This is a genomic window from Nonomuraea sp. B19D2, from assembly GCF_040137845.1.
In the GTDB taxonomy this organism is placed as follows: Bacteria; Actinomycetota; Actinomycetes; order Streptosporangiales; family Streptosporangiaceae; genus Nonomuraea.
This window is the reverse complement of sequence record NZ_JBEFAK010000022.1, coordinates 20077-41959: the sequence shown is the minus strand read 5'-3', so window position 1 is coordinate 41959 and position 21883 is coordinate 20077. Positions and strand designations below refer to the sequence as shown.

Here is a 21883-nt window from a genome sequence, read left to right as displayed (position 1 = left end):
TCTCGTCCCGTGATCATCCGGGTTGTGCTCGCCCTCGCCCTGGCCGTTCCCCCCGTCGGGACCTCGCGAGGGGTCGGCCTGCCCCCCTGCGCGGTCGACCTGCCGCCCAATACGACCTGCGGTTTCCTCGAGGTTCCCGAGCGCAGGGACGCCCCTGAGAGGAAGATCAACGTGGGGTACGCGGTCCGCACCTCGACCGCCAAGGACCGGAAACCGGATCCCGTCGTCTATATGAGCGGAGGCCCGGCTTCGGCTTCCCTGCAGCTCATCGGGTTTCTGAGCCAGATGTTCCCCGATCGCGACGTGGTGACGGTCGAGCAGCGCGGCAGCAGGTACTCCGAGCCGGCCCTCGGCTGCCCCGAGACGGCCGAGGCGCTGCTCGGGCAGCTCAGGCAGCCGCCCGCCGACCTCGCGGCGGCCGCCGGCCGGTGCCGGGCGAGGCTCCGGGAGGAGGGCGTCGACCTGCGGGGATACAACACGAAGGAGATCGCGGCCGACGTCGTCGCGTTACGCGAGCAGCTCGGGTACGAGTCCTGGAACCTGTTCGGCGTCAGCTATTCCACCAGGGTCATGATGGACGTGGCCGCCGCCGACCCCAAGGGGGTGCGGTCGGTGGTGCTGGACTCGTACCTGCCGGAGAGCGTCAACTGGTACGACGACGCCGCCAGGAACCTGGCGGACACGGTGGCCGCGCTCGGCATGAAGGACGCGTTCGACGCCGCGACCGCCCGGCTCAACGCCAGACCCGCCCAGGTGACCGCGACCGATCCGATCCTCGGCAAGACGTTCTCGGCGCGCGTCAGCGGCGACGACCTGGCCGCGATCATGGCTGAGGCGCTGCACGAGGCGGACGTGGCGGCGGTCGCGCCCGCGATGGTCGGCGCGCTGGCCAAGGGCCACGACGAGCTGCTGCAGCCGCTGGCCGACGCCGTGGGCGGGGGGCTGGTGTCGCACGAGTTCGGGCTGTATCACGCGGTGCAGTGCCAGGACGAGGTCCCGTTCAACACATTCACCCCAAAATCCCGACTTTTCACCATAAATGGGGACAAGGCGGTGTGTGATGCCTGGCAGCTGCCCAAGGCCAAGCCCGTCAACGCCACCACCAAGGCCCCCGTGTACATGCTGGGCGGGCAGTACGACCCGACCACCCCCACCAGGACCAGCAGGCCCGCGGCCGAGGCGCTCCCCGGCGCCCGCTTCGAGGAGTTCCCCCGCGCCTCCCATGCCGTCTTCCTGTCCAGCGCCTGCGCCCGCCGCAAGATCGTCGAGTTCCTCGCCGCCCCTGCGGGCAACACGGCCTCGCCGTGCCTCGACGACACGAGCAGGCAAGTGGGCGACCTGCACGTGACCGCCGCCCCGTACCAGATCTCGAAGTCGCCCTGGCTGGCCGCGCCCTTCGTCCTGTTCGCGCTCGTCTCCCTCATCCAACTGATCGCGGGCGCGCTCAAGGGCAGGGCCCTGACGGCCTTCGGCGGGCTGGCCGGCGTGGCGTTCGCCGGGCTGGTCGGCCAGTCCGTCCACGCCCTGGCCGGCAGGAACGAGACCGCACTGGCCGTCGGCGTGCCCGGCGCGGCCGTCGGCTACACCTGGATCGCCGCCGCCTCGGCCGTGCTGACCGCCGCGGCGCTCCTTCGCGACCGGCGGTGGCCACAGGGCGCGGCGGCCGCCATCGGCGCCGGATTCCTCGTATGGTGGTTCATCTGGTTCCTGTGACGCGCATCCGTGAGCTCGACGCCCTACGCGGCTTCGCGGTGGGCGGGATCATGCTGGTCAACACCTGGCAGCACACCGACAAGGGCGTGCGCAACGGGGTCGACTGGACCATCGAGGCCCTGTTCCAGAGCCGGTTCTACCCGATCTTCTCGCTGCTGTTCGGCATCAGCTTCATGCTGTTCCTGCGCGGCAACAGCCGCCGGGCGCTGGTGAGCAGGCTGTTCTGGCTGTTCTGCCTCGGGCAGGTCCAGCACCTGTTCTACGAGGGCGAGGTGCTGACCGACTACGCCGTCTACGGCGCCGCGGTGCTGCTGCCCGCCTCCTTCCTGGCCGGCGGTCTGCCGGTGCTGCTGCTGGGGCTGGCGGCGACGGCCTGGGGGCTCAAGGTGGGCGGCGGGCCTTATCTGATCCCCGGTCTGTTCCTGCTCGGCATGGGGCTGTACCAGCTGCGTCCGCCCAGGCGGCTGCTGCTGCCCTCGTTCGCGGTCACGGGGCTGGCCACCGTGCTGCTGACGGCCGCCTGGGCGAGCATGCGCGCCGCGGAGGCGAGCGGGCACGCCCAGGCGAGCCCGTACGCCTGGATCGCCTACAGCGTGGCGGCGCTGGCGGGCGCGGCGGCGTACTCGCTGGGGCTGCTGCTCGTCCTGCGGCCGTGGCTGTCGGCGGTGCTGGAGCCGCTGGGCAGGATGGCGCTGACCAACTACGTGTCGGGCACCGCGGTGATCGCCCTGGCCGCCCCGCTGCTGAACGCTGACCCGACCCGCTGGTCGGTGGTGGCGCTGGCGGCGGTGACCGTGGCCGGGCAGGTGCTGCTCAGCAGGTGGTGGCTGAGCAGGTTCAGGTACGGCCCCCTCGAGTGGATCTGGCGGTGCCTGACCTGGTTCCGGCCGATGCCCAACCGGCTAGAGTCGAGCCGTGACCGCAATCGCCCTCTGCCAGATCCCCGTCTCTCCTGACCCGTCCACGAACCTCAAGCGGGCCAGAGAGGCGCTCGCCAGAGCCGAGGGGGCCGACCTGGCGATCTTCCCCGAGGCCACGCTCACCCGTTACGGCAGGCGCATCACGGACCTGGCGGAGCCGCTGGACGGCCCGTTCGTGTCCGGTCTGGCCGAGGCCGCCAGGCAGCACGGGCTGTCGGTGATCGCCGGGGTCTTCGAGCCGGGCGAGGGCCGGGTGCACAACACGGCCGTGGCCATCGACGCCCAGGGCGCGGTGCGGGCGGCGTACCGGAAGATCCACCTGTTCGACTCGTTCGGCGCGAAGGAGTCCGACCTGGTCGCGCCCGGCGCGGAGCCGGCCGTGGTCGAGCTCGCGGGGCTCAGGATCGGCCTCATCACCTGCTACGACGTGCGCTTCCCCGAGCTGGCCAGGGCGCTGGTGGACAAGGGCGCCGAGCTGTTCGCGGTGATCGCCGCCTGGGGCTCGGGACCGCTCAAGGAGGACCACTGGGTCACCCTGGTCAGGGCCCGGGCGCTGGAGAACACGATGTGGACCGCCGCCGTCGGCCAGGCGCCCAACCCGGCCGAGTCGTCCGACGGCTTCGGCGTGGGCCGCAGCATGCTGGTCGACCCGCTGGGCGTGATCCGGGCCGATCTCGGCACGGCGCCCGGCACGCAGGTCGTGCGGGTGGATCACGAATGGACGGCCGCCGCCAGATCCACCCTGCCGTGCCTCGAACACCGGGTCCTCTGAGGTTCAGCGGATCTTGACCTGCTCTCCGCCTTTTAGGGACGGGGATTCCCGTGCCGCTATGCGGCAGCTCGTGCCGCTTGCGCGGCTCGTGCTGTGGAATGGGGTGCTTGACGTTTCGCGGACCCGGGTGGGTCTCCACGCCCTGAGACGACCAGCCCGGCCGCCTGTCCTTTGGTCTTGATGTTCTTCGCCCCGACAATGTCGGCGTGCTCGGTGTGCCCGCAAGAAGTGCAGGAGAAGATCGCTTGGCTCTTGCGGCTCTTCTCATCCACCTTCCCGCACGCAGGTTCCGGGCACGTCTGGGACGTATACGCGGGGTTGATCTTATGGATGACACTGCCGGTGTAGCGGGCCTTGGAGCGGAGGGCGACTTCCAGGCCATACCAGCCCTTGTCCAGAATCGCCTTGTTGAGCCCGGATTTCGCCGCCGCGCCGTTGCGCAGGAACCGGCCCGGCTGGTCGGGGTCGGGCTTCGGCTTGACGGCCGCGCTCATGCCCTTGGTGTTCAAGTCTTCGATGACCACATGCCCGTACACGCGGGTGAGCCGGTGCGCGGCTTGGGCGTTGAAGTCAGCGCGCCGCCACCGGACCCGCCGCATGATCTCACCGATGGCGGCCACAACCGTCTTGCGCCGCTTCGATCCCTTCTGTGTGCGGGCGAGTTGGCGTTGCAGCCGCAGATACCGTTCCGCTTCGCCGGGCGTGAGATACCCGAGATCGTCCTCCCGGGCCTGCTTCCTCTCCCGCGGCAACTGGCGGGAGGAAACACCGTCGCTTCCGGCGTGGCGGCGGTCGAAGAACTCCCCATCCGAGGTCACGGCGGCCGTGACCACCCCCCGGTCCACACCCGCCCATTGAGGGCAGGCGTGTTCCTCACGCTCGGCGATCCCATCATCGACCAGGAAGCTGATGAACCAGTGCCTGCCGTCCCGGGACACGGTCGCGGACTTGACGCTCCCCCCGAGCGGGCGCGACATCCGAAACCGCGTCCACCCGAACTTGGGCAGGAACACCCGCCCCCACTTGCGGCCGATCCGCTCCGGCAGGTGTTTGGCGGTGGGGAACCGAAACGAGGGCCGCCACTTCGCCTTCGCCTTCCAGTGCACCTTCCACGTGCCATGCTTGCGGCACGCCTCGTCCAGGTCCTTGAGGGTCTGCTGGATCACCTGGGCGGGGGCGTCGGCGAGCCAGTCGCAGTACGGGTCCTTCTTCGCCTCGGCGAGCTGCCTGCACTGCTCGGCATAGGTGATCCACTGCCCGCGCCGCCGGTACTCCCGCCGTTGTTCGAGACCGGTGTTCCACACGGCCCGGCAGATCCCACCCAGCCTTTCGGCGAACGCCCGCTGCCCGAAGTCGAACTCCAGGCGGTACTTCCGACCCGCCAACACGCGAAACACCCCCTCTCCCACGGGACACTTGCGTCTCACCGACTCGAACACATTATCATCTGGTCCATGAGCGAGGAAGTGGAATATCGGCGAGGCAGACACGTGGTTTCCGCGATGCACGTCCATCTGGTCTTTGTCACCAAATATCGCAGAAACGTGTTCGATGAGGAGATGCTGCGCCGCTGCGAAGACGTCATGATCGAGGTGTGCGACAGTTTCGAGGCCGAACTGCGCGAGTTCAACGGCGAACACGACCACGTCCACCTGCTCGTCCACTATCCGCCCAAGGTCGCGATCAGCAAACTCGTCAACTCGTTGAAGGGCGTCTCCTCGCACTACCTGCGCAAGGAGTTCACCGACCGAGTCAACCACGCCACCATGCACGGCCCCTTCTGGTCACCCAGCTACTTCGCCGCCTCCTGCGGCGGAGCCCCACTATCGATCATCAGGCAGTACATCGAACGGCAGCGTCGCCCCACCTGAAGTCCCAGGTCCACGCTCCGGGATGCCCCGCCTACGGCGGGCCATCCCCCGAAGGGGGACAGCATTCATCCCCGGCCTGAAGACTGAAGGCCGAGGCTTTCTGCGGACCTTCGGTAAAGTCGTACCGTGAGCGGAACGCAGATGCAGAAGGTTGTCCCGCCGCGTCTGCTCGTGCCATATCTGTCGGGCAAGCGCACGGTCATCTCGGGTTACGTCTACCGCGTGCAGGACTGCGTCAGGCTGACCACGCCTGAGTCGCTCTATTACGGGCTCGACCTGTCGTTCGACGGGTCGGAGCTGTTCGCCGAGGTGCCGGAGCTCTACGTCATGCGCTGGTACGCCCGCGACGTCGACACCTACGCGGTGCCGTACGGGCCGCACATGGGTGGCGACTGGAGCGACGCGGCCCCGTTCGCGGGCAACGGGTTCACGACGTCGTCGGATCACGTGGTGCCGCAGTTCCACACCGTCCCGATGCCGATCCCGGCCGGGGCGGAGATCGTGCACATCACCGCCGACGGCGAGCGGCCCTTCGCCGAGTACGACGGACTGACTTGGCGGCGCGCGGCATGAGTGAAGAGATCACGCCGGTGGCGTCCGGCTTCGTGGCCCGCTTCGGCGATCGCACGCTGCCCGCCGCCCTCGGTCCCGACAGCGACCAGGTGGTGCTGTTCAGCGAGACCGAGCTGGAGGGGTTCGAGCCCGCGTCGGGCTACTGGCGGCGGGTGGTGGCCAGGTCGCAGGTCGAGTGGCTGGTGCTGATCCGCACGGTGGGGGCGTTCGGCGGGGAGCCCTGCATCGTGCTGGACGAGGACGACGACGGGCTGCACATCGCCTATACCGGCCACAGCGGGATGAAGGCGGAGGCGCTGGGCTACTGGATGGTCGACCACGGCGCCTACGAGGTCGTGGTGCCCCGCGAGGAGGTCTTCTCGATCCGCGTCGAACGGATTCCGGTCCCGTAGTCAACCGGTTGCCGTTCCGGGTGTCTTCTATGGCGTGATCGAAACAGCGACCATGGCGCAGCCGTCGTTCGCCGACCTGTTCGCGGCCCAGTACCAGTCCCTGGTACGCCTGGCCGGGCTGCTCGGCGCGGACGACCCCGAGGACATCGCCCAGGAGGCGTTCGCCCGGCTGCACACCAGGCGCCTGCGCGAGGACGGGGCCGCCCTGGCCTACCTGCGCGCTACCGTCTGCAACCTCACCCGTAACCGCCTGCGACATTTAAGGCTCGTACGGCTGCGCCGCCCCGACCCCCCGGAACCGGCCCGCAGCAGCGAACACGCGGTCATCGTCTCCGAGGAGCACCGCGAGCTGCTGGCCGCCATGGACCGCCTGCCGCGCCGCCAGCGCGAGGCCCTCGTCCTGCGTTACTGGCTGGACCTGTCGGAACGCGAGATCGCCGAGGCCATGGGGGTCTCGCCCGGATCGGTGAAGACCCACGCCAGCAGGGCGCTGGCCGCCCTGGGCAAGGCACTGAAGGAGGAGGACGCGTGAACGACCTGGAAGAGCGCCTGCGGGCCGCGCTCGACGCCCGCGCCCGGACCTTCGAGGCCGGCCCGCACGCCTGGACGCGTGTCATGGAGCGCAGACCGCGCCGCTCCCCCGCCCGGTGGCTGCTGGCCGCGCTGCCGGCGGCGCTGGTGGCCGCGTTCGTTCCTGTCCTGCTCAACGGGGGCCTGGGCAGGAACACCGCGACCGACCCGACCGGGATCTACCAGCAGCTCATGAAGGAACGGACGCCCCTCGGCAAGGAGGTGACCGTCGACAATCCCTCCGAGGGCAAGCCGCTGCGGATCTGGTTCGCCAAGGCGAAGCCGGGCTATCCCGAGGTCTGCTACGCGGTCGACCGGGCCGCGGCCGAGCCGTTCGGGGCCTGCGTCAACGCTGTCGGCTGGCAGGGGGCCGATGCCTGGTTCGTGGGCAGCACGCTGAAGGACGGGGCGGCGACCGCGATGGACTGGGGACTGGCGCGCCAGGACGTGGGCACGGTCACCGGTGTCACGAAGGACGGGCAGGAGTTCCCCGGCACGGTGCGGAGCCTGGACGGGGCGCCGTACCGGCTGTGGACCGTGTCGTATCCGTCGCAGGAGCCCATGTCCAGGATCCGGATCGCGGACGTCAAGGGCAAGAACCTCGGGTGGTGGTCCCGGGACGCCATGGCGCCGCCGGCCGGACAGCCCATGAGCGCGCCGATGGAGCTGCCGCTGGGCGTCTCCGTGCGGCCGTACCGGTCGAAGGAGGGACCGGAGCTGATCTGGTCACGGCACGGTGCTCAGCTCGGCTCGCACGTGCTCACCGCGGCGAGCCCGGTCGTGAGCACGACCGTGCAGGACGGCCTGATCAGAGGTTCCGCCCGCAAGGACGTCGTCAGGATCGAGATCTCGTTCGACGGCGGGAGCACGGCGAGCATCGAGACCAGGCCCGATCCCTGGAACCTGGGCGTCACGCTGTTCGCCGTCGAGGACCCGTCCGGCGATCCGGCCGAGGGCTACCGCACGGTCGCTTATGACGCGTCGGGCAAGGAGGTCTGGCGTCACGACGAGCCGGCCAAGAGATCGCTGGACGAGACCGATCAGGCGGTCGGCGAGGTGATGACCCTCCCGGGCACCGAGGGTTCCGGCCGCCCGATGCGCGTCTGGTTCAGGGAGATGCCCGGCGGCGCGAACGGGTTCTGCTATTCCGGCGGCGTCGACTCCTGGGCCGCCTCCGGCTGCTTCGTCAACGGCCCGGACGACTCCCACCCCTTCCAGAGGACGACCACCTACCTGCCGGACCCCGGCGCCGACATCTACTTCGGCCCGGCCGGCGAGGACTGGGAGTCGGTCGACGCGGTGCTCTTCGACGGACGGCGGGTCCGCGCCTCCTTCCTGCGCGGCACCGGCACCCCGCACCCGGTCTGGCACGTCAGCGTCCCGCTCGGCACCCAGGTCGGGGGCTTCGTCGTGAAGGCGAAGGGCCAGCCTGACAGGCAGCTCCCGGAGTACGACAAGAGCTGCGGAAGGCAGGCCGCGAGGTCCGAGACCGCCCCCACGACCCTGCCCGCGGGCGTCACGGCTCTTGTCCAGCCGGGCTGTGCGGCCTTCTGGGAGAGCGGCGAGATGGTGCCGGCTCTGCCGGGGTTCGTCCCCGGCGGGAAGCTGAGCGGCCTGATCGACGCCGAGCGGCCGGTGCGGTGGGCCCACGGCGACAAGGCCTGGTACGGCTACGCCCTCGCGGGCACGGCCAAGGTGGAGATCCGGATGAAGGGCGGCGTCACCGGCACGGCCGAGGCCGCACCCGACCCGTGGGGACAGGGCGTGGCACTGTTCGCGGCCGCGGTCCCCAAGGGCAGCGATTTCGGTACCAGCGCGCTCACGGGCTATGACGCCGGCGGCAAGGAACTGTGGCGCTACGACCCCACCACGCCGCGCGTGACAGCGACGACCACGCCGGCCCCGCGTTCCTAGCCGAGGTTGCGGAAGCGGGCCTGGCGGGCCGCGAAACGGTCCGCCGGGCTCAGCTCCAGGAGCCGCGCGATCTCGTACTCCAGCGCCCGCCCCACCCGCTCGCAGAACTGCCTCGGCTCGTACGCGGCGTCGGGCAGTTCCGGAATGACGCGGTCCACGATGCCGTCCTGCCGCAGGTCGGTGGCGCGGATGCGCTGGGCCTGGGCGATCTCCGGCGCGAAGTCCACCGAACGGTAGAGGATGGCCGAGGCGCCCTCCGGCGGCAGCGGCGACAGCCAGGCGTGCTGCGCGCACAGCACCCGGTCGGCGGGCAGCAGCGCCAGCGCCGCGCCGCCGGCGCCCTCGCCGAGCAGCAGGCACACGGTCGGCGCGTCGACCATGACCAGCTCGGCCAGGCAGCGGGCGATCTCGGCGGCCAGCCCGCCTTCCTCGGCCGCCTTCGACAGGTCGGCCCCGGCCGTGTCGACCACCGTGATCAGTGGCAGGCCCAGCTCGGCCGCCAGCCGCATGCCGCGCCTGGCCACCCTGAGCCCGGCCGGGCCGAGCGGTGAGTTGGCCCGCTGGACCCGCCGGTCCTGGCCGAGCACCACCGCCGGCGCCGTGCCGAACCTGGCCAGCGCGAGCAGCAGCCCCGGCTCGTTCTCTCCCTCGCCGCTGCCGCTGAGCGGCGTCACGTCGGTGGCGGCCAGCTTGAGCAGCGCGCGCACGCCGGGCCGGTCGTCGCGGCGGGAGCGAGTGATCGCCTCCCACGCCTCGACGGGCCGCAGGTCCTCCTCCGGAGGGGCGCCGGCCACGACGCCCGACCTGTCGTCGGCGAGCACGCCGAGCGCCTTGATCGCGATCTCCCGCGCCTCCTCGGCCGGCACCACCGCGTCGAGCAGCCCCTTGCGGTGCAGGTTCTCCGAGACCTGCACCCCCTCGGGGAACGGGTAGCCGTGCAGCGACTCGAACACCCTTGGCCCCAGGAACCCGATCAGCGCCCCCGGCTCGGCCAGCGTGACGTGCCCGAGCGAGCCCCAGGACGCGAACACCCCGCCCGTCGTCGGATGCCGCAGGTAGACCAGGTAGGGCAGGCCCTCGGCCCGGTGCGCCTGGATCGCGGCGGTGATCTTCACCATCTGGACGAACGCGAGCGCGCCCTCCTGCATGCGCGTGCCGCCCGAGGCGGGCGCGGCCAGCAGCGGCAGCCGCTCGCGGGTGGCCCGCTCGACCGCGGCCGTGAGCCGCTCGGCCGCCGCCACCCCGATCGAGCCCGCCATGAACGCGAACTCGCAGGCCGCGATGGCCACCCTGCGGCCGCCGAGCAGCCCCTCGCCGGTGATGACCGCCTCGTCGTAGCCGGACTTGACGCGGGCCGCGGCCAGCTCGTCGGCGTAGGAGGAGCCGGGCTGCGCGGGGTCGGCGGGCGGCGCGTCCCACGACTTCCACGACCCCCGGTCGAGGATCGTTTCGATCAGTGTGCGCGCGTCCGGACGGCTCACTATCGCTCCCTAGATGTCAGCCACGTTGCAATGTTGACGCATGAAGAGGCCGTCCGGTGCCACGAAATGCGGATCATCGTTCGCGCTCTTCCAGCCAGGCGAGCACCGCGTCGCCGTCCTGGCCGAGCGCGGGCGGCGCGGTGTGCGCCGAACCGGTCAGCCCGTCGAAGCGCAGCGGCGGTCCGGGCAGCTCGATCTTCCCCAGCACGGGGTGCTCCACCTCGACGACCAGCCCCTGGGAGCGGGTCTGCGCCCAGGCGTAGACCTCGTCGAGCGACCTGATCGCACCCGCCGGCACGCCCTCCTCCCCCAGCCTGGCCAGCCAGTGGTCGCGGCCGTGGGCGGCCAGGGCCTTCTCCATGTCGGCGATCAGCTCGTCCCGGTGCGCGAACCTGTCCCGGTTCGTGGCGTATTTCGGCGCGTCGGGATCGAGGTCGAGCAGCGTGGCGACCTTCCGCCACTGGCCGTCGTTGGCCGCGGCGATCTGCAGCATGCCGTCGGCACAGCGGAAGGCGCCGTAGGGGGCGATGGAGGCGTGGTGGTTGCCCCCGGCGGCCGGCACCTTGCCGCCGACCGTCCAGGCGGTGCCGTGGTAGGAGTGCACGCCGGTGATCGCGGCCAGCAGCGAGGTGCGCACGACGCGGCCCTTGCCGGTGCGCTCGCGCTCGTAGAGGGCGCTGACGACGCCGTACGCGCCGTGGATGCCGGCCAGCAGGTCGGCGATGGACGCGCCGACGCGGTACGGCTCGTCGGACGACGGGCCGGTCAGCGACATCAGACCCGCCTCGCCCTGGGCGATCTGGTCGTAGCCGGGCCGTCCGCCTTCCGGGCCGTCGTGGCCGAAACCGGTGATCGACAGGATGACCAGGCGGGGGTTGAGCTCGTGGAGGCGCTCGGCGGAGAAGCCCAGGCGGTCGAGCACGCCGGTGCGGAAGTTCTCGATCAGGACGTCGCTCTGGCGCACGAGGCGCTCGATGAGCCGCTTGCCGTCGGCGGACTTGAGGTCGACGGCGACGGACTGCTTGTTGCGGTTGGCTGCCAGGAAATAGGTCGAAATATCGTGATCCGGCCCGACGAACGGCGGTCCCCAGCCGCGCGACTCGTCGCCCCCGTCCGGATGTTCCACCTTGATCACCCGAGCGCCCAGGTCACCGAGCATCTGCGCTGCGTGCGGCCCGGCCAGGGCCCTGGACAGGTCGAGCACGACAATGTCGCCGAGGGGTCCGAGCAAGATCAACCTCCTGCATGCGTTCGGGGCGAAAGAACATTCTCTCAGTTGCACGTACCCGCTCCTCTACCCTGGGTCCGTGAATCACCTGGCCGAGCGCGTCATGAGCCTGCGGCCGTCGTGCGGCCCCGTCCGGCTGGTGGCGGTGGACGGGCCGGCGGGGGCGGGCAAGACGACGTTCGCGGTCCGGCTGGCGACCGCGCTGGGCTGCCAGGTGATCCACAGCGACGACTTTCCCGTGCCGTGGGAGGGCGGTCCCGGCGGCTGGTTCCACGCGCTGGAGTCGCAGGTGCTCCTCCCGCTGCGGGACGGTCAGTCCGGGGGTTTCCGCAGGTACGACTGGGTGCGCGGGGAGTACGCCGAGCACGTGACGGTCCCGGTCGCGCCGGCCCTGGTCATCGAGGGCGTCGGCACGGCCCGCGCCTCGATCTCCGGTCTGCTGGCGTTCACCGTCTGGGTGGAGGCTCCTTGGGAGCTGCGGTTCGCGCGGGTCATGGAGCGGGACGGGGCCGAGCTGGAGCCGCGGTGGCGGGAGTGGTTCGCGGCCGAGCAGGAGTGGTTCGACGAGGACCGGACCCGGGACCGGGCCGACCTCGTCGTCTCCACCGGCTAGAGATGGGCGACGTCGTTGAACCGGACGAGCCCGGAACGGTCCCAGACGGACACGGAGCCGTTCAGCACCGGCGCGAACTCCAGGACGGCCGCCAGGCCCGCGTCAGGACCGCCCGCGATGACGTGGCGCAGCGCCAGCACCACGGAGTCGTGGGCGACGATCAGCACCCGCCGCCCGGCCGCGTGCTCGCGCAGGTCGGCGAGGAGGTCGCGGAGCCTGACCACCACGTCGGCCAGGGACTCGCCGCCGGGCGGCCGGAAGGCGTAGGGGCCCTCGGCCTCCCGCCGCGCCAGCTCCTCGGGGAACTTCTCCCTGATCGCCGCCAGGTTGTAGTGCGCGAACGCCCCCGACTCCTGGTCCCTGAGCCGCTCGTCCACGGTGACAGGAAGCGGACCGGCGCCCCACGCCTCCAGGGCCACCCGCCACGTGTCGAGCGCCCGCAGGTAGGGCGAGCACCACACCACCTCGGGGGTCTCGGCGGCGGGCATGCCCGCGAGTAACCGCCCGAGCGCCGCCGCCTGCTCCCTGCCCAGCTCGGTCAGCGTCACCTCGTGGTCGCCCGGCTCGTAGTGCAGCGGCCGGTCGCCCGCCTGCTGGTGGGCCAGGTTCGCCGAGCTCTGTCCGTGTCGTACCGCGGTGATCCGCTCCGGAGCCATTCCGACATCTTGTCACGGACCCGACTGCCAGATCCCGTTATGTAGCCTTCGGCGGTCGTACGTGCCCTTGCCTGCCGGAGAGCACCTTGGCGAGAGCCTCGGCGACGTCGGCGGCCGCCTCCGGGTCGTCCATGAGAATCGCCTGGCGGACCCACACGACGGTCCTGGCGGCCTCCTCGGCGGCCGGGCAGGGCTCGGCGCGGGCGCCCTCGGCGGTGAGGGCCGCCATGGTGCCGAGCGGCGGATACCCGGCGTCGAGCGGCACGCCCTCCGCGGCCATGGCGGCGAGCACGAACTCGCGGTCCACGCCGGGATCGAGGCGGAGCATGAGGAGGTGGCGCGAGTCGCGGGTCGTGCCGTCCGGCCGGGGCACCACGCTCACCCCTGGGACGGCGGCCAGCTCGCGTTCCAGGGCGGCGCAGAAGGCGTTCCTGCGGTCGATCTCCTCGTCGAGGCGGTCCAGCCAGGGCAGCAGGAGTGCCGCCTGGATCTCGGTGAGGCGCAGGTTCCAGCCGACGGACGGGTGGCCGTACCAGCGGCCGCCGAGCTCGCGGCCGACGTTGCAGGCCGACCAGATGCGGCCGTGCACGGCCTCGTCACGGCAGACGATCAGGCCGCCCTCGCCCGCGGTCATCGCCTTGCTGGCCTGGAAGCTGTAGACCCCGGCGTCGCCCAGGCCGCCGACGGGCCGGTCACGGTACGTGGCGCCGTGCGCCTGGGCGGCGTCCTCGACGACCGCCAGGCCGTGGCTCGCGGCCAGGGCGGTCAGCTCGTCCATGTCCGCGGGGCTGCCCGCCAGGTGCACGGGCATGATCGCGGCCGTCCTGCCGGTCAGGGCGTCCCGTACGGCCTGCGGAGACAGGTGCAGGTCGGCCGGGTCCACGTCGGCGACGACGGGGGTGGCGCCGGCCAGCAGCACGGCGGTGGCCGACGCCACGAACGTGTACGCCGGGACGATCACCTCGTCGCCTCTGCCCACGCCGAGACCGCGCAGCGCGGCGAACAGGCCCAGCGTGGCGTTGCCGACCGCGACGCCGTACGGGACGCCGGAGAGCCGGGCGAACGCGGCGGTCAGGTCCGCGACCACGGAGCCGCCCTGCGTGGCCCCCCAGAGGCCGCTCTCGAGCACCTTGGTGACGAGCTCGCGCTGCGCGGGGTCGAGGGGCGGCGGCCAGGCGGGCCAGGGGGCGGAGCGGACGGGGGTGCCGCCGTGGATGGCGAGCGTCACGGCAGTCGTCCCTTCGTGAGCGGGCCGGGCGCGCCCGCCACGTGCGCGGGCGGGCCGGACGGGGGGAGGCCGAGGAGGCGGGCCAGGTTGGCGCCCTGGATGAGGGCGCGGTCGGCCTCGGTGAGCGGAGCCAGGGCGACGCGGCCGTAGCCCGTACGCAGGTCGAGGAAGCACGCGTCCGAGCCGAACAGCACCCGCTCGGGGCCGGCGAGTGCGGCCAGCCGGGCGATCCAGCGGCCGGTCATCTTCGAGCCGCACGTCTCCAGGAACACGTTCGGGTGCTCGGCCACGAGCCGGGCCGCGCGGCCGAACCCGTACGCCCAGAGCCCCGTGTGCCCCATGATCAGCCGCACGTGCGGATGCCGCGCGGCGACGGCGGCGAACTGGGCGGGGTCGCTCCACGGCGAGTCCGTCTGGCCGTGCGCGAGGACCGGCAGGCCGAGCCGCCAGACCGGCTCGTACCGGGGGTCGTCCAGGCGGCACTGGTGCACGTCGGGGTGGAGCTTGACCCCCCACACGCCGTCGCGGGCGAGCGGGGTGCGGTGGTGGGGGTTGTAGACCTGCCACACCCCGAACCTGCCGGGGAAGCGCTCGGCGATCTCCATGGCCAGCTCGTTGCCGCGCACGGCGTCGGGGCCGACGGCGAGCAGGTGGCTGATGCCCATCGCGGTGACGCCGATCCGGTCCATGGTGGCGACGAGGTGCTCTGCGGTGGGACGCGGGATGAGGAAGTCGGGCCAGGTCCCGACGTGGCCGTGGGCGTCGAGGATCACAGCAGCGCCTCCAGCGTCCCGGCGGCGATCCGTTCGACGTCCTCCGGGGGCAGGTCGAGATGGTCGAGCAGGAAGCGCGGGCCGCAGTCGTCCGACACCGGCGCGCCGGTGCCGAACACCAGCCGCTCCGCCCCGAACCGCGCCGCCAGCCACTCGACGCCGCCCTGCGTGTTGACGGTGCCGATCTCGGCCCGCACGTTCGGCGCCTCGGTCATCAGCTCGGCCAGCGCGCGGAGCCGGCGGTAGCCGGGGTTGAGCACGAGGATGGGAAGGTCCGGGAGGAGCTCGGCGAGGTGGCGGAGCTGGGCGGGTGAGGTCTCGTCGAGGTCGATCGCCACGGGAAGGCCGAGCGCGGCCAGGCAGCGCAGCGCATGGGGCCCGGTGAGGTCGAAGCGGTGGCGCTCGGGGCAGAGCCTGATCATCCGTACGCCGTGCGGCTCTTCCCCGGTCTCCCCCGGCACCACCACGGGCACGGGGATGAGCCGGGGGTCGTCGAGCGCGAGCAGGGCCTCGTTGCCCGCCCGCGGGTCGGAGTAGAGGCTGAGCGTGTGGGTGACACAGGCGCGGTCGATGCCCAGCCGGCCCATCTCGTCCCGGGGGTCGCTCGGCAGGTCGTCGAACGGCACGGGACCGATGAGCCGGTGGGCATCGATCACATATTTCGGCACAGACCGAAACCTAGTAGAGTCACTGATTGACGGTCAAGGCCGGGCAGCCGGGATCGAGCCTGATCCTGGCCAGTTCCCTGCCCGCGAGCGCCCACGCCCGCCAGGAGCCGGGCTCGAAGTGCAGCTGCGGGTTGGTGTACCACTCGTCGCCGAGCCCGGTGGCCAGGAGCTTGGCCTCGGCGCCCAGCTCGTACGCGTTCCCGCCGCCGAAGAACGTGGACGCGAACACCCTGCCCCGGTGCACGGTCAGCTCGCCGTACCCGGAGAGCTTGCCCTGCCGCACCACCTGCCTGGTGGCCAGGTCCATGGCGATCCAGGTGCCCGAGTCGCGCTTGTAGACGCCGTACAGCAGCCCGTCGTGCACCTTGACGTCCTGGAACGTACGGTGTCCCGGGACCGGGTCCACCTGCCAGAGCACCTTGCGGGTGCGCAGGTCGAAGGCGGCGACGGACGCAGACGTCTTGACCGGCGGGGTCCCGCCTCCGCCGAGCACGTCGCCGCCCAGGTAGACGACGCCGCCGCGGGAGTCCAGCGAGAGGCTCATGAGGCTCTCGTCGGGGATGACGCCCTCGTAGACGTCGATGCGGCGGGTGCGGGGGTCGATCACGGACAGGGCGCCGTTCAGCTTGGCGCCGAGCGGGGCGCTGGCGACCACGAGCTGGTCGGTGGCGGGGTCGTACTCGATGTCCCAGGGGCGCTGCTGGCCGTGTCCCAGGTAGCCGACGCTGCGCACCTCGTCCGTGTGCAGGTCGACGGAGACGATCTGCCCGCTCGGGTAGATGGCGGCGTAGATCTGGTCGCCCCGCCGCACGAGGTCCTTCGGCTCGCCGGGCATCCGGAACCTGCGCTTCTCACCCGTACGCAGGTCGCGCACCTCCATGGAGAAGTGCCCGCCGATGTAGACGGCGCGGTTCGGCACGAGGAGCATGCTCTGCGGGCGCTCCGGGCCGCTGGGCAGGCCGGCGTCGATCAGATCGACGAAGGAGGACTGCCCCGTGCGCAGGTCCAGCCACCACATGCCGCCACTGCCCGCGAAGCCGAGCAGGGTGTTCTCGTCGAGCAGCTGCAGCCGCCTGGTCTCGTCGCCCGGCGACGGCGCTTCGGCGACCTTCGTGAAGGCGGTGTCGCCCGTGCGGTAACGGTGGACGGCGCCGTCGGGCCGGGAAGTGGCGTAGACGGTGTCGCCGGCGGACACGGTCAGCATGTCGATCGTGCCGCCGTTCAGGGTCGTGCGGCGCTCGTCCGTGCCGTCCGCGCGCACGTCGATCAGCACGTCGCCGGCGGCGGCCAGCACCCGCTCGCCGTGCACGGCGACGGCGCCGACGCCGGCCGGGGCGCTCGCGAGCACCTTCACCCCGCCGTCCGCCCGGGTGATCCGGACGAGCTTGCCCTTGTCGAGCAGCCCGGCGTACACGTAGGTGTCGTCGGCGGCGACCGCCCGCACGTACCGCTCGCCCTGGACCAGCACGCCGAAGTCGCGCACCGCGCCCGTGGCCGGCACGTACTCCCTGACGCGGCCGTCCGGGTAGGTGCCCGCGTAGATGGTGCCGTCCGGCGCGGCGGCGAGGCTCCAGATGAAGCCGCCGTTCTTCCCGAACGACGCCAGACGCTCCACGGCGCCCGTGGCCGGGTCGAAGCGGTAGAGGTCGGGCACCGGATACGTGCCGACGTAGATCTTGCCGCCGGACACGGCCGTGGCCCAGGCGCCCTCCGGCTCGCCGGCGGCCGGGCCGTCGGGCAGGGTGACGCTCCTGACGACCTTCCTGGTGGCGAGGTCGATGTCGGCCAGCACGGGCGGCTTCAGGCCGCGGGTCACCACGTAGGCGTGCCCGTCCTGCACGGCCGCGCCCACGATGGCGCCGGTGACCGAGGCCGGGCCGAACCGCTCCACCGCCGGGTCCTCGCAGGCCGCCGCCCGGGCGACCGGGCCGGTGAGGAGCGCGGGTAAGAGCGCCGACAGGATGACCAGGAGTGATCGGAGCATGGGCGCACCTCGCGTTCATTGCTGAGCAATTATGGGCCAGACCGTAACTTTATAAGCACGGTTCGTCAATGGCATGATGTGCGGCATGGCAATAGAGGATCGGACCGGTATGCCGTTCGACGCGTGGCGGCTGGTCGGCGAGCTGGAGGTGTCGCTCGACGTGGACGTGCTGTTCGGGGCGTACCCGGACCGCGACGGGCCGCCCGGCACGCCGGAGTCGGTGCTCGGGGTGCTGGGCGGGCACCGGATCCGGGCGGGGGCGGCGGCGAGCCTGCGGGCGGCGCTGTTCGACGTGCGCTCGGGCAACGACGAGCTGCTCGCACAGGCGGCCCCGGAGGTCGTTCCGGTCGGGGCCGTGGACCTGCGCGATCCGATCGGCGCGGCGCGCGAGCTGGACCGGCTGGCAGCGCAAGGCGTCCCGGCCATCCGGCTGTTCCCCGACGAGCAGGGCGTCGAGGCGGGCTTCCCGTCCGTGCGGCATGTCGCCCGGCAGGCGGCGCGGCTGGGCCTGGCGGTGCTCACCGGAGGCGATGTACGCCGGTTCTGGCAGCCCTTCGCCGGGCTCGGAGCCACTGTCGTCTTCCTCGACACGCACTTCTACCACCTGGGCGACTTCCTGGTGGCGGCCGCGGACGAGCCCGGTTTCCACACCTCCACCCGCCTGCTCAACTCCCCCGACGCGCTGGAGCTCGCCGCCGCCGAACTCGGCGCGGACCGCCTCCTGTACGGCTCGCGCGCCCCTCACTACGAACCCCTCGTGCCCCTCCTGCGCCTGGCCACCAGCGGGCTGAAGCCCGAAGAGATCGCCGCCGTGGCCGGCGGCAACGCGAGCAGGCTCCTGAGGAGGCCGCAGTCATGATCATCGACGTGCACGCCCACTGGGGCCCGTGGTTCTTCACCATGGACGTGGCCGAGGCCAACCTCGCCACCATGGACCGCTACGGCATCGACCGGGCGATCGTCTCCGCCACCGAGGCCGTCATCTACGACGCCCCGGCCGGCAACCGTGCGCTGGCCGCCTACCTGGAGACGCAGGACCGCCTCCTCGGCTACGTCACGGTCAACCCGCGCCGCCTGCGCGAGGCGGAGGCGGACCTGGAGGCGTATCTGCCGGGCGGCCGGTTCGCCGGTGTCAAGATCCACACGGACTACACGGGCTCACCCGTCGCATCTCCGCAGCTCCGCGACGCGCTCACGCTGGTGGCCGCGACCGGCCGGCCCGCGCTCGTGCACACCTGGGGCACGTCGGTGCTGGCCCTGGCGGAGGCCTGCGAGGACATCCCGGGCCTGCGGGTGATCGCCGGGCACATGGGCGCCGACGGATTCCGGTACGCCATCGAGGCCGCGAACGCCTGCGACCGCCTCTACCTGGAGCCCTGCTGGTCGCACGCCCCCGCCGGGCGCATCGCCGAGGTGTTGGCCGCCGTGGACCCGGCACAGCTGCTGTTCGGCACCGACGCGACGCTGATCGACCCGTCGTCGGCGTTCGGCGCGGTCGCGGCGGCGGGGCTCACCGGCGAGACCGCCGAGCGGGTCGCCTGGCGCAACGCCGCGACGCTCTTCGCGCTGGACATTACGGCCTAGCCCGTTATAGCGTGCGGCCAAACTTCACAGCGGCACTTCACCAAGGGAGCCCGCGCATGATCCCCCGCCGTCGTTTCCTCCAGGCGGCCGCCGCGACCACGGCGGCCGCCACCTTCACGGCCACCCCCGCCCGCGCCGCCACCCGCGAGAACACGCAGCCCGAGGGCACCATCACCGACATGGGTCCGGCGAGCGTCGCCAGCCCGCTCGGCAACGGCGAGTTCGTCGGCGGCGTGCTCTACGCGGGCTCGCGCGGCCTGTCGCCCAACGTGGTCGGCGCGTACGACCTCGCCAAGGATTCGGTCACGGCCCATTTCGACATCCCGACGGGCGTGGGCATCTGGGCGATGTGCAAGGTCGGCACCGACGTCTACGTCGGCACCCACGCGAGATCCGACCTCTACAAGATCGACACTGTCGCGAACCAGGTCACCAAGGTCGCCGAATACCCCGACCGCTACATCTGGACCATGGCCTCCTCCCCCGACGGCAAGGTCTACCTGGGCACGTCGGAGCCGGGCCGCGTCTGGGAGTACGACCCGGCCACGGGCACGAGCCGCGACCTCGGCCAGCCCGCCCCCGGCGAGGCGTACGTCCGCAGCATCCAGGCCGACGACACGCACGTCTACGCCGGGATCGGCGCCAACGCCCACCTGATCGCGATCGACCGCGCGACCGGCGAGAAGCGCGAGCTCCTGCCGTCCGCCGTGGCCGACCGCGACTGGGTCGCCAGCCTGGCCATGTCGGACACCCACCTGGCCGGCGGCATGAACTCGCTGGGCGAGCTGCTCGTGCTGGAGAAGGCCGCGCCGCAGAACCACAAGGTCGTCAAGGCCACCGCCGCCGGCGAGAAGTACATCGTCTCGGTCCTGATCCACGACGGGTACGTCTACTTCGCGGGCCGCCCCTCCGGCACGTTCTACCGCTACCACCTGGCCACGGCGCAGCTGGAGGTGCTCGGCGTCCCGTACTTCGAGGCGGCCACCCACCGCCTCCTGGCCCACGAGGGCCGGATCTACGGCATCCAGGACAGCGCGGTCTTCGTCTACGACCCGGCGACCGGCTCCCTCGACTACGTCAATCTCGTGCAGCGCGGCTTCAAGTCGGCTCCCGAGGAGCCGATGTCCGTGCACTCCGACGGCCGGCGCGTCTACGTCGGCGGCAAGGGCGGCGCCGACGTCCACGACCTCGCGACCGGCAAGGTCACCCGGCTGGCCATCTCGGGCGAGCCGAAGACGCTGCTCACCGTCGGCGACACCACGTACCTGGGCGTCTACACCCAGGCGGCCCTGTACGCGCACCGCCCCGGCAAGACCGAGGCCGACCTGATCGCCCGCACGGGCAACCAGCAGGACCGCCCGCGCGACCTCGCCTACGACACCGCGACGGGCCTGATCGTGATGCCCACCCAGCCGGAGCCCGGCCACATGAACGGCGCGCTCTCCCTCTACTCGCCCGGCACCGGCAAGTTCGAGACGTACCGGCCGGTGGTGGAGCGCCAGACCGTCTACTCGGTCGCCGCCCGGCGCGGCGTCGCCTACCTCGGCACCCTCATCCAGGAGGGCCTCGGCCTGCCGCCGGTCACGACGACCGCCCGCCTGGCGGCCTTCGACCTCGTCACGCGGAAGCTGCTCTGGCAGACGGAGCCGGTTCCCGGCGCCCGCCAGATCTCCTCGCTCTCCTTCGGCAGGACGAACACCCTGTACGGCATGGCGAGCACGGGCGAGGTGTTCGAGTTCGACCTGCGGAGCAAGAAGGTCACCAGGACGATCAAGGTCGGCTCGAAGGGCGGCGAGCTGTTCGTCACCGGCCGGGTGGCGTACTGCACGGACGGCGCCGCGATCTACAAGATCGACCTGGTCGCGTTCACGGCCGAGCCCATCGTGGAAGGGCTGGCCGGGCAGTGGTTCGGCGGCGAGCCCAAGCTGGCGCTCGACCCCTCCCACCGGGCCCTGTACGCGGTGCGCGCCCGCAACCTCGTCAGGGTGGCCATCGCGGGCCGATGACGCCGCCTCGGCGTAGCCCGGCCCGCGGCAGGGCTACGCCGGCTTCACCGGGAACCGGCGACCACCCCGGCCCGCTCCTCCTCGGGCAGGGGCGGGCCGTACGGGTCATGGGCGTGCGACTCGGGCACGCGGCCCTCAGCGGCGGCCAGCCAGAGCATGCGCTGCACGTAGCCCTCCATGGGCTCGGTGAACGTGGCCTGCGCCAGCCGGTCCAGCCGCCCGGAGGCCGCGGCGAAGGCGCCCAGGTCCTTGCCGCCGAACGTCTCCAGGACGGCGGCGGTCACGCCGACGCTCGCCGCCGCGATGCCGACCAGGGCCGCCTCGGCGCCCCACAGCAGGGACGGGCCGAACATGCGGTCCTCACCCGTGATCGCCAGCCTGTCCGCCTCCTTGGTGAGCGCGATGGCGCGCTGGCAGCCCATGGCGTCCGACAGCAGAGCGGTCTTGAGCCCCGCCACGCCGGGGTGCCGCAGGAGCTCGCGCAGCGTGCCGGCGGGGCACGGGCGGGTGTAGAGGTCGAAGGCGATCATCGGCAGGCGGGCCGCCTGCCACACCTCCTCGTGCAGCGCCACCCGGTCTCCGTCCGACGGGAACACGAGCACGCCGTCCGCCCCCAGCTCGGCCGCGACGCTCGCCTGCTCCGCCGGATCGCACGGCCCGCCGCCCACGCCGACCAGCACCGGCACCCCCCTGCCGGCCGCGCAGGCCACCGCGCGCTCGATGACTCCGGCGCGGACGTCCGGGGCGAGGTACGGTCCGCGGCCCGTGTGGGCGAGCACCGCCAGGCCGGTGGCGCCGTCGGCCACCAGGCCGGCGAGGTAGCGGGCGACCACGTCGAGGTCCACCTCGCCGGACGCCGTCATGGGGGTGGCCGCGGCGGCGATCAGCGCGCCGCGGAGCCGGTCCCGAAGGTTTCGTACAGCAATATCCACCCGCA

General features: G+C 72.0%; 21 protein-coding genes. 12 read left to right on the top strand and 9 right to left on the bottom strand.

Translation table 11 applies throughout. The features are described from left to right. Positions 1–9: 9 nt before the first annotated feature. The 3 genes from ABN273_RS33755 to ABN273_RS33745 are packed head-to-tail and all read left to right on the top strand — an operon-like array spanning position 10 to position 3405. On the top strand, positions 10–1713 hold the full coding sequence (locus tag ABN273_RS33755) for an alpha/beta hydrolase (protein ID WP_349453138.1): 1704 nt from the start codon (positions 10–12) through the stop codon (positions 1711–1713). Continuing rightward, entirely contained in the window at positions 1710–2669 is a 960-nt protein-coding gene (locus ABN273_RS33750) for a DUF418 domain-containing protein (protein ID WP_349453136.1), read from the top strand. The genes ABN273_RS33755 and ABN273_RS33750 overlap by 4 nt, the downstream gene beginning before the upstream one ends. Continuing rightward, complete coding sequence (locus ABN273_RS33745; protein ID WP_349453135.1) at positions 2629–3405, top strand: carbon-nitrogen hydrolase family protein; 777 nt, start codon at positions 2629–2631, stop codon at positions 3403–3405. The genes ABN273_RS33750 and ABN273_RS33745 overlap by 41 nt, the downstream gene beginning before the upstream one ends. A gap of 56 nt (positions 3406–3461) precedes the next feature. Here the strand turns inward: ABN273_RS33745 and ABN273_RS33740 are convergent, their stop codons facing one another. Continuing rightward, the gene (locus ABN273_RS33740; RefSeq protein ID WP_349453134.1) at positions 3462–4793 is read right to left on the bottom strand and encodes an RNA-guided endonuclease InsQ/TnpB family protein; all 1332 of its coding nucleotides are present in this window, start codon (positions 4791–4793) and stop codon (positions 3462–3464) included. A gap of 66 nt (positions 4794–4859) precedes the next feature. Here ABN273_RS33740 and tnpA point away from each other — a divergent pair, with 66 nt between their 5' ends. The 5 genes from tnpA (at position 4860) to ABN273_RS33715 (ending at position 8725) form a co-directional block, all read left to right on the top strand. Next, positions 4860–5276, top strand: coding sequence for an IS200/IS605 family transposase (tnpA, locus tag ABN273_RS33735; RefSeq protein ID WP_349453133.1), 417 nt, complete (start codon positions 4860–4862; stop codon positions 5274–5276). Positions 5277–5402: 126 nt separating this feature from the next. Beyond that, complete coding sequence (locus ABN273_RS33730; RefSeq protein WP_349453132.1) at positions 5403–5849, top strand: hypothetical protein; 447 nt, start codon at positions 5403–5405, stop codon at positions 5847–5849. Continuing rightward, on the top strand, positions 5846–6241 hold the full coding sequence (locus tag ABN273_RS33725; protein ID WP_349453131.1) for a UCP033725 family protein: 396 nt from the start codon (positions 5846–5848) through the stop codon (positions 6239–6241). Before ABN273_RS33730 ends, ABN273_RS33725 begins: the two co-directional genes overlap by 4 nt. A gap of 34 nt (positions 6242–6275) precedes the next feature. Beyond that, positions 6276–6773 (top strand): sigma-70 family RNA polymerase sigma factor, encoded by a 498-nt coding sequence (locus ABN273_RS33720; protein WP_349453130.1) that lies wholly within the window; start codon positions 6276–6278, stop codon positions 6771–6773. Next, complete coding sequence (locus tag ABN273_RS33715) at positions 6770–8725, top strand: hypothetical protein (protein WP_349453129.1); 1956 nt, start codon at positions 6770–6772, stop codon at positions 8723–8725. The genes ABN273_RS33720 and ABN273_RS33715 overlap by 4 nt, the downstream gene beginning before the upstream one ends. Here ABN273_RS33715 and ABN273_RS33710 read toward each other — a convergent pair. Then, a complete protein-coding gene (locus ABN273_RS33710; RefSeq protein ID WP_349453128.1) occupies positions 8722–10206 on the bottom strand; it encodes a carboxyl transferase domain-containing protein in 1485 nt (494 codons plus the stop codon). The genes ABN273_RS33715 and ABN273_RS33710 overlap by 4 nt on opposite strands. Positions 10207–10279: 73 nt before the next feature. Beyond that, a complete protein-coding gene (locus ABN273_RS33705) occupies positions 10280–11437 on the bottom strand; it encodes a CaiB/BaiF CoA transferase family protein (RefSeq protein ID WP_349453127.1) in 1158 nt (385 codons plus the stop codon). A 76-nt stretch (positions 11438–11513) separates the two neighbouring features. On the opposite strand from ABN273_RS33705, the gene ABN273_RS33700 reads away from it, so the two are divergent. After that, positions 11514–12047, top strand: a complete 534-nt coding sequence (locus tag ABN273_RS33700; protein ID WP_349453126.1) for a uridine kinase family protein — start codon at positions 11514–11516, stop codon at positions 12045–12047. Here ABN273_RS33700 and ABN273_RS33695 read toward each other — a convergent pair. Genes ABN273_RS33695 through ABN273_RS33675 form a run of 5 tightly spaced genes read right to left on the bottom strand, consistent with a single transcriptional unit; the run spans position 12044 to position 17356 of the window. Then, positions 12044–12703, bottom strand: coding sequence for a histidine phosphatase family protein (locus ABN273_RS33695; protein WP_349453125.1), 660 nt, complete (start codon positions 12701–12703; stop codon positions 12044–12046). The genes ABN273_RS33700 and ABN273_RS33695 overlap by 4 nt on opposite strands. Positions 12704–12740: 37 nt before the next feature. Beyond that, a complete protein-coding gene (locus ABN273_RS33690; protein ID WP_349453124.1) occupies positions 12741–13931 on the bottom strand; it encodes a DegT/DnrJ/EryC1/StrS family aminotransferase in 1191 nt (396 codons plus the stop codon). Beyond that, positions 13928–14704 (bottom strand): amidohydrolase family protein, encoded by a 777-nt coding sequence (locus tag ABN273_RS33685; protein ID WP_349453123.1) that lies wholly within the window; start codon positions 14702–14704, stop codon positions 13928–13930. Before ABN273_RS33685 ends, ABN273_RS33690 begins: the two co-directional genes overlap by 4 nt. Next, positions 14701–15372, bottom strand: coding sequence for an amidohydrolase family protein (locus ABN273_RS33680; protein ID WP_349453122.1), 672 nt, complete (start codon positions 15370–15372; stop codon positions 14701–14703). Before ABN273_RS33680 ends, ABN273_RS33685 begins: the two co-directional genes overlap by 4 nt. A 19-nt stretch (positions 15373–15391) precedes the next feature. Next, complete coding sequence (locus ABN273_RS33675) at positions 15392–17356, bottom strand: outer membrane protein assembly factor BamB family protein (RefSeq protein WP_349453121.1); 1965 nt, start codon at positions 17354–17356, stop codon at positions 15392–15394. Between the two features lie 85 nt (positions 17357–17441). Here ABN273_RS33675 and ABN273_RS33670 point away from each other — a divergent pair, with 85 nt between their 5' ends. Genes ABN273_RS33670 through ABN273_RS33660 form a run of 3 tightly spaced genes read left to right on the top strand, consistent with a single transcriptional unit; the run spans position 17442 to position 20946 of the window. After that, positions 17442–18215, top strand: a complete 774-nt coding sequence (locus ABN273_RS33670; protein ID WP_349453120.1) for an amidohydrolase family protein — start codon at positions 17442–17444, stop codon at positions 18213–18215. Next, positions 18212–18940 (top strand): amidohydrolase family protein, encoded by a 729-nt coding sequence (locus tag ABN273_RS33665; protein WP_349453119.1) that lies wholly within the window; start codon positions 18212–18214, stop codon positions 18938–18940. Before ABN273_RS33670 ends, ABN273_RS33665 begins: the two co-directional genes overlap by 4 nt. Before the next feature lie 56 nt (positions 18941–18996). Next, positions 18997–20946: a ligand-binding sensor domain-containing protein gene (locus tag ABN273_RS33660; protein ID WP_349453118.1), complete on the top strand. Its 1950-nt coding sequence runs from the start codon at positions 18997–18999 to the stop codon at positions 20944–20946. A 44-nt stretch (positions 20947–20990) separates the two neighbouring features. Here ABN273_RS33660 and ABN273_RS33655 read toward each other — a convergent pair whose 3' ends face one another. Continuing rightward, positions 20991–21878 (bottom strand): dihydrodipicolinate synthase family protein, encoded by an 888-nt coding sequence (locus ABN273_RS33655; RefSeq protein WP_349453117.1) that lies wholly within the window; start codon positions 21876–21878, stop codon positions 20991–20993. Positions 21879–21883 lie beyond the last annotated feature (5 nt).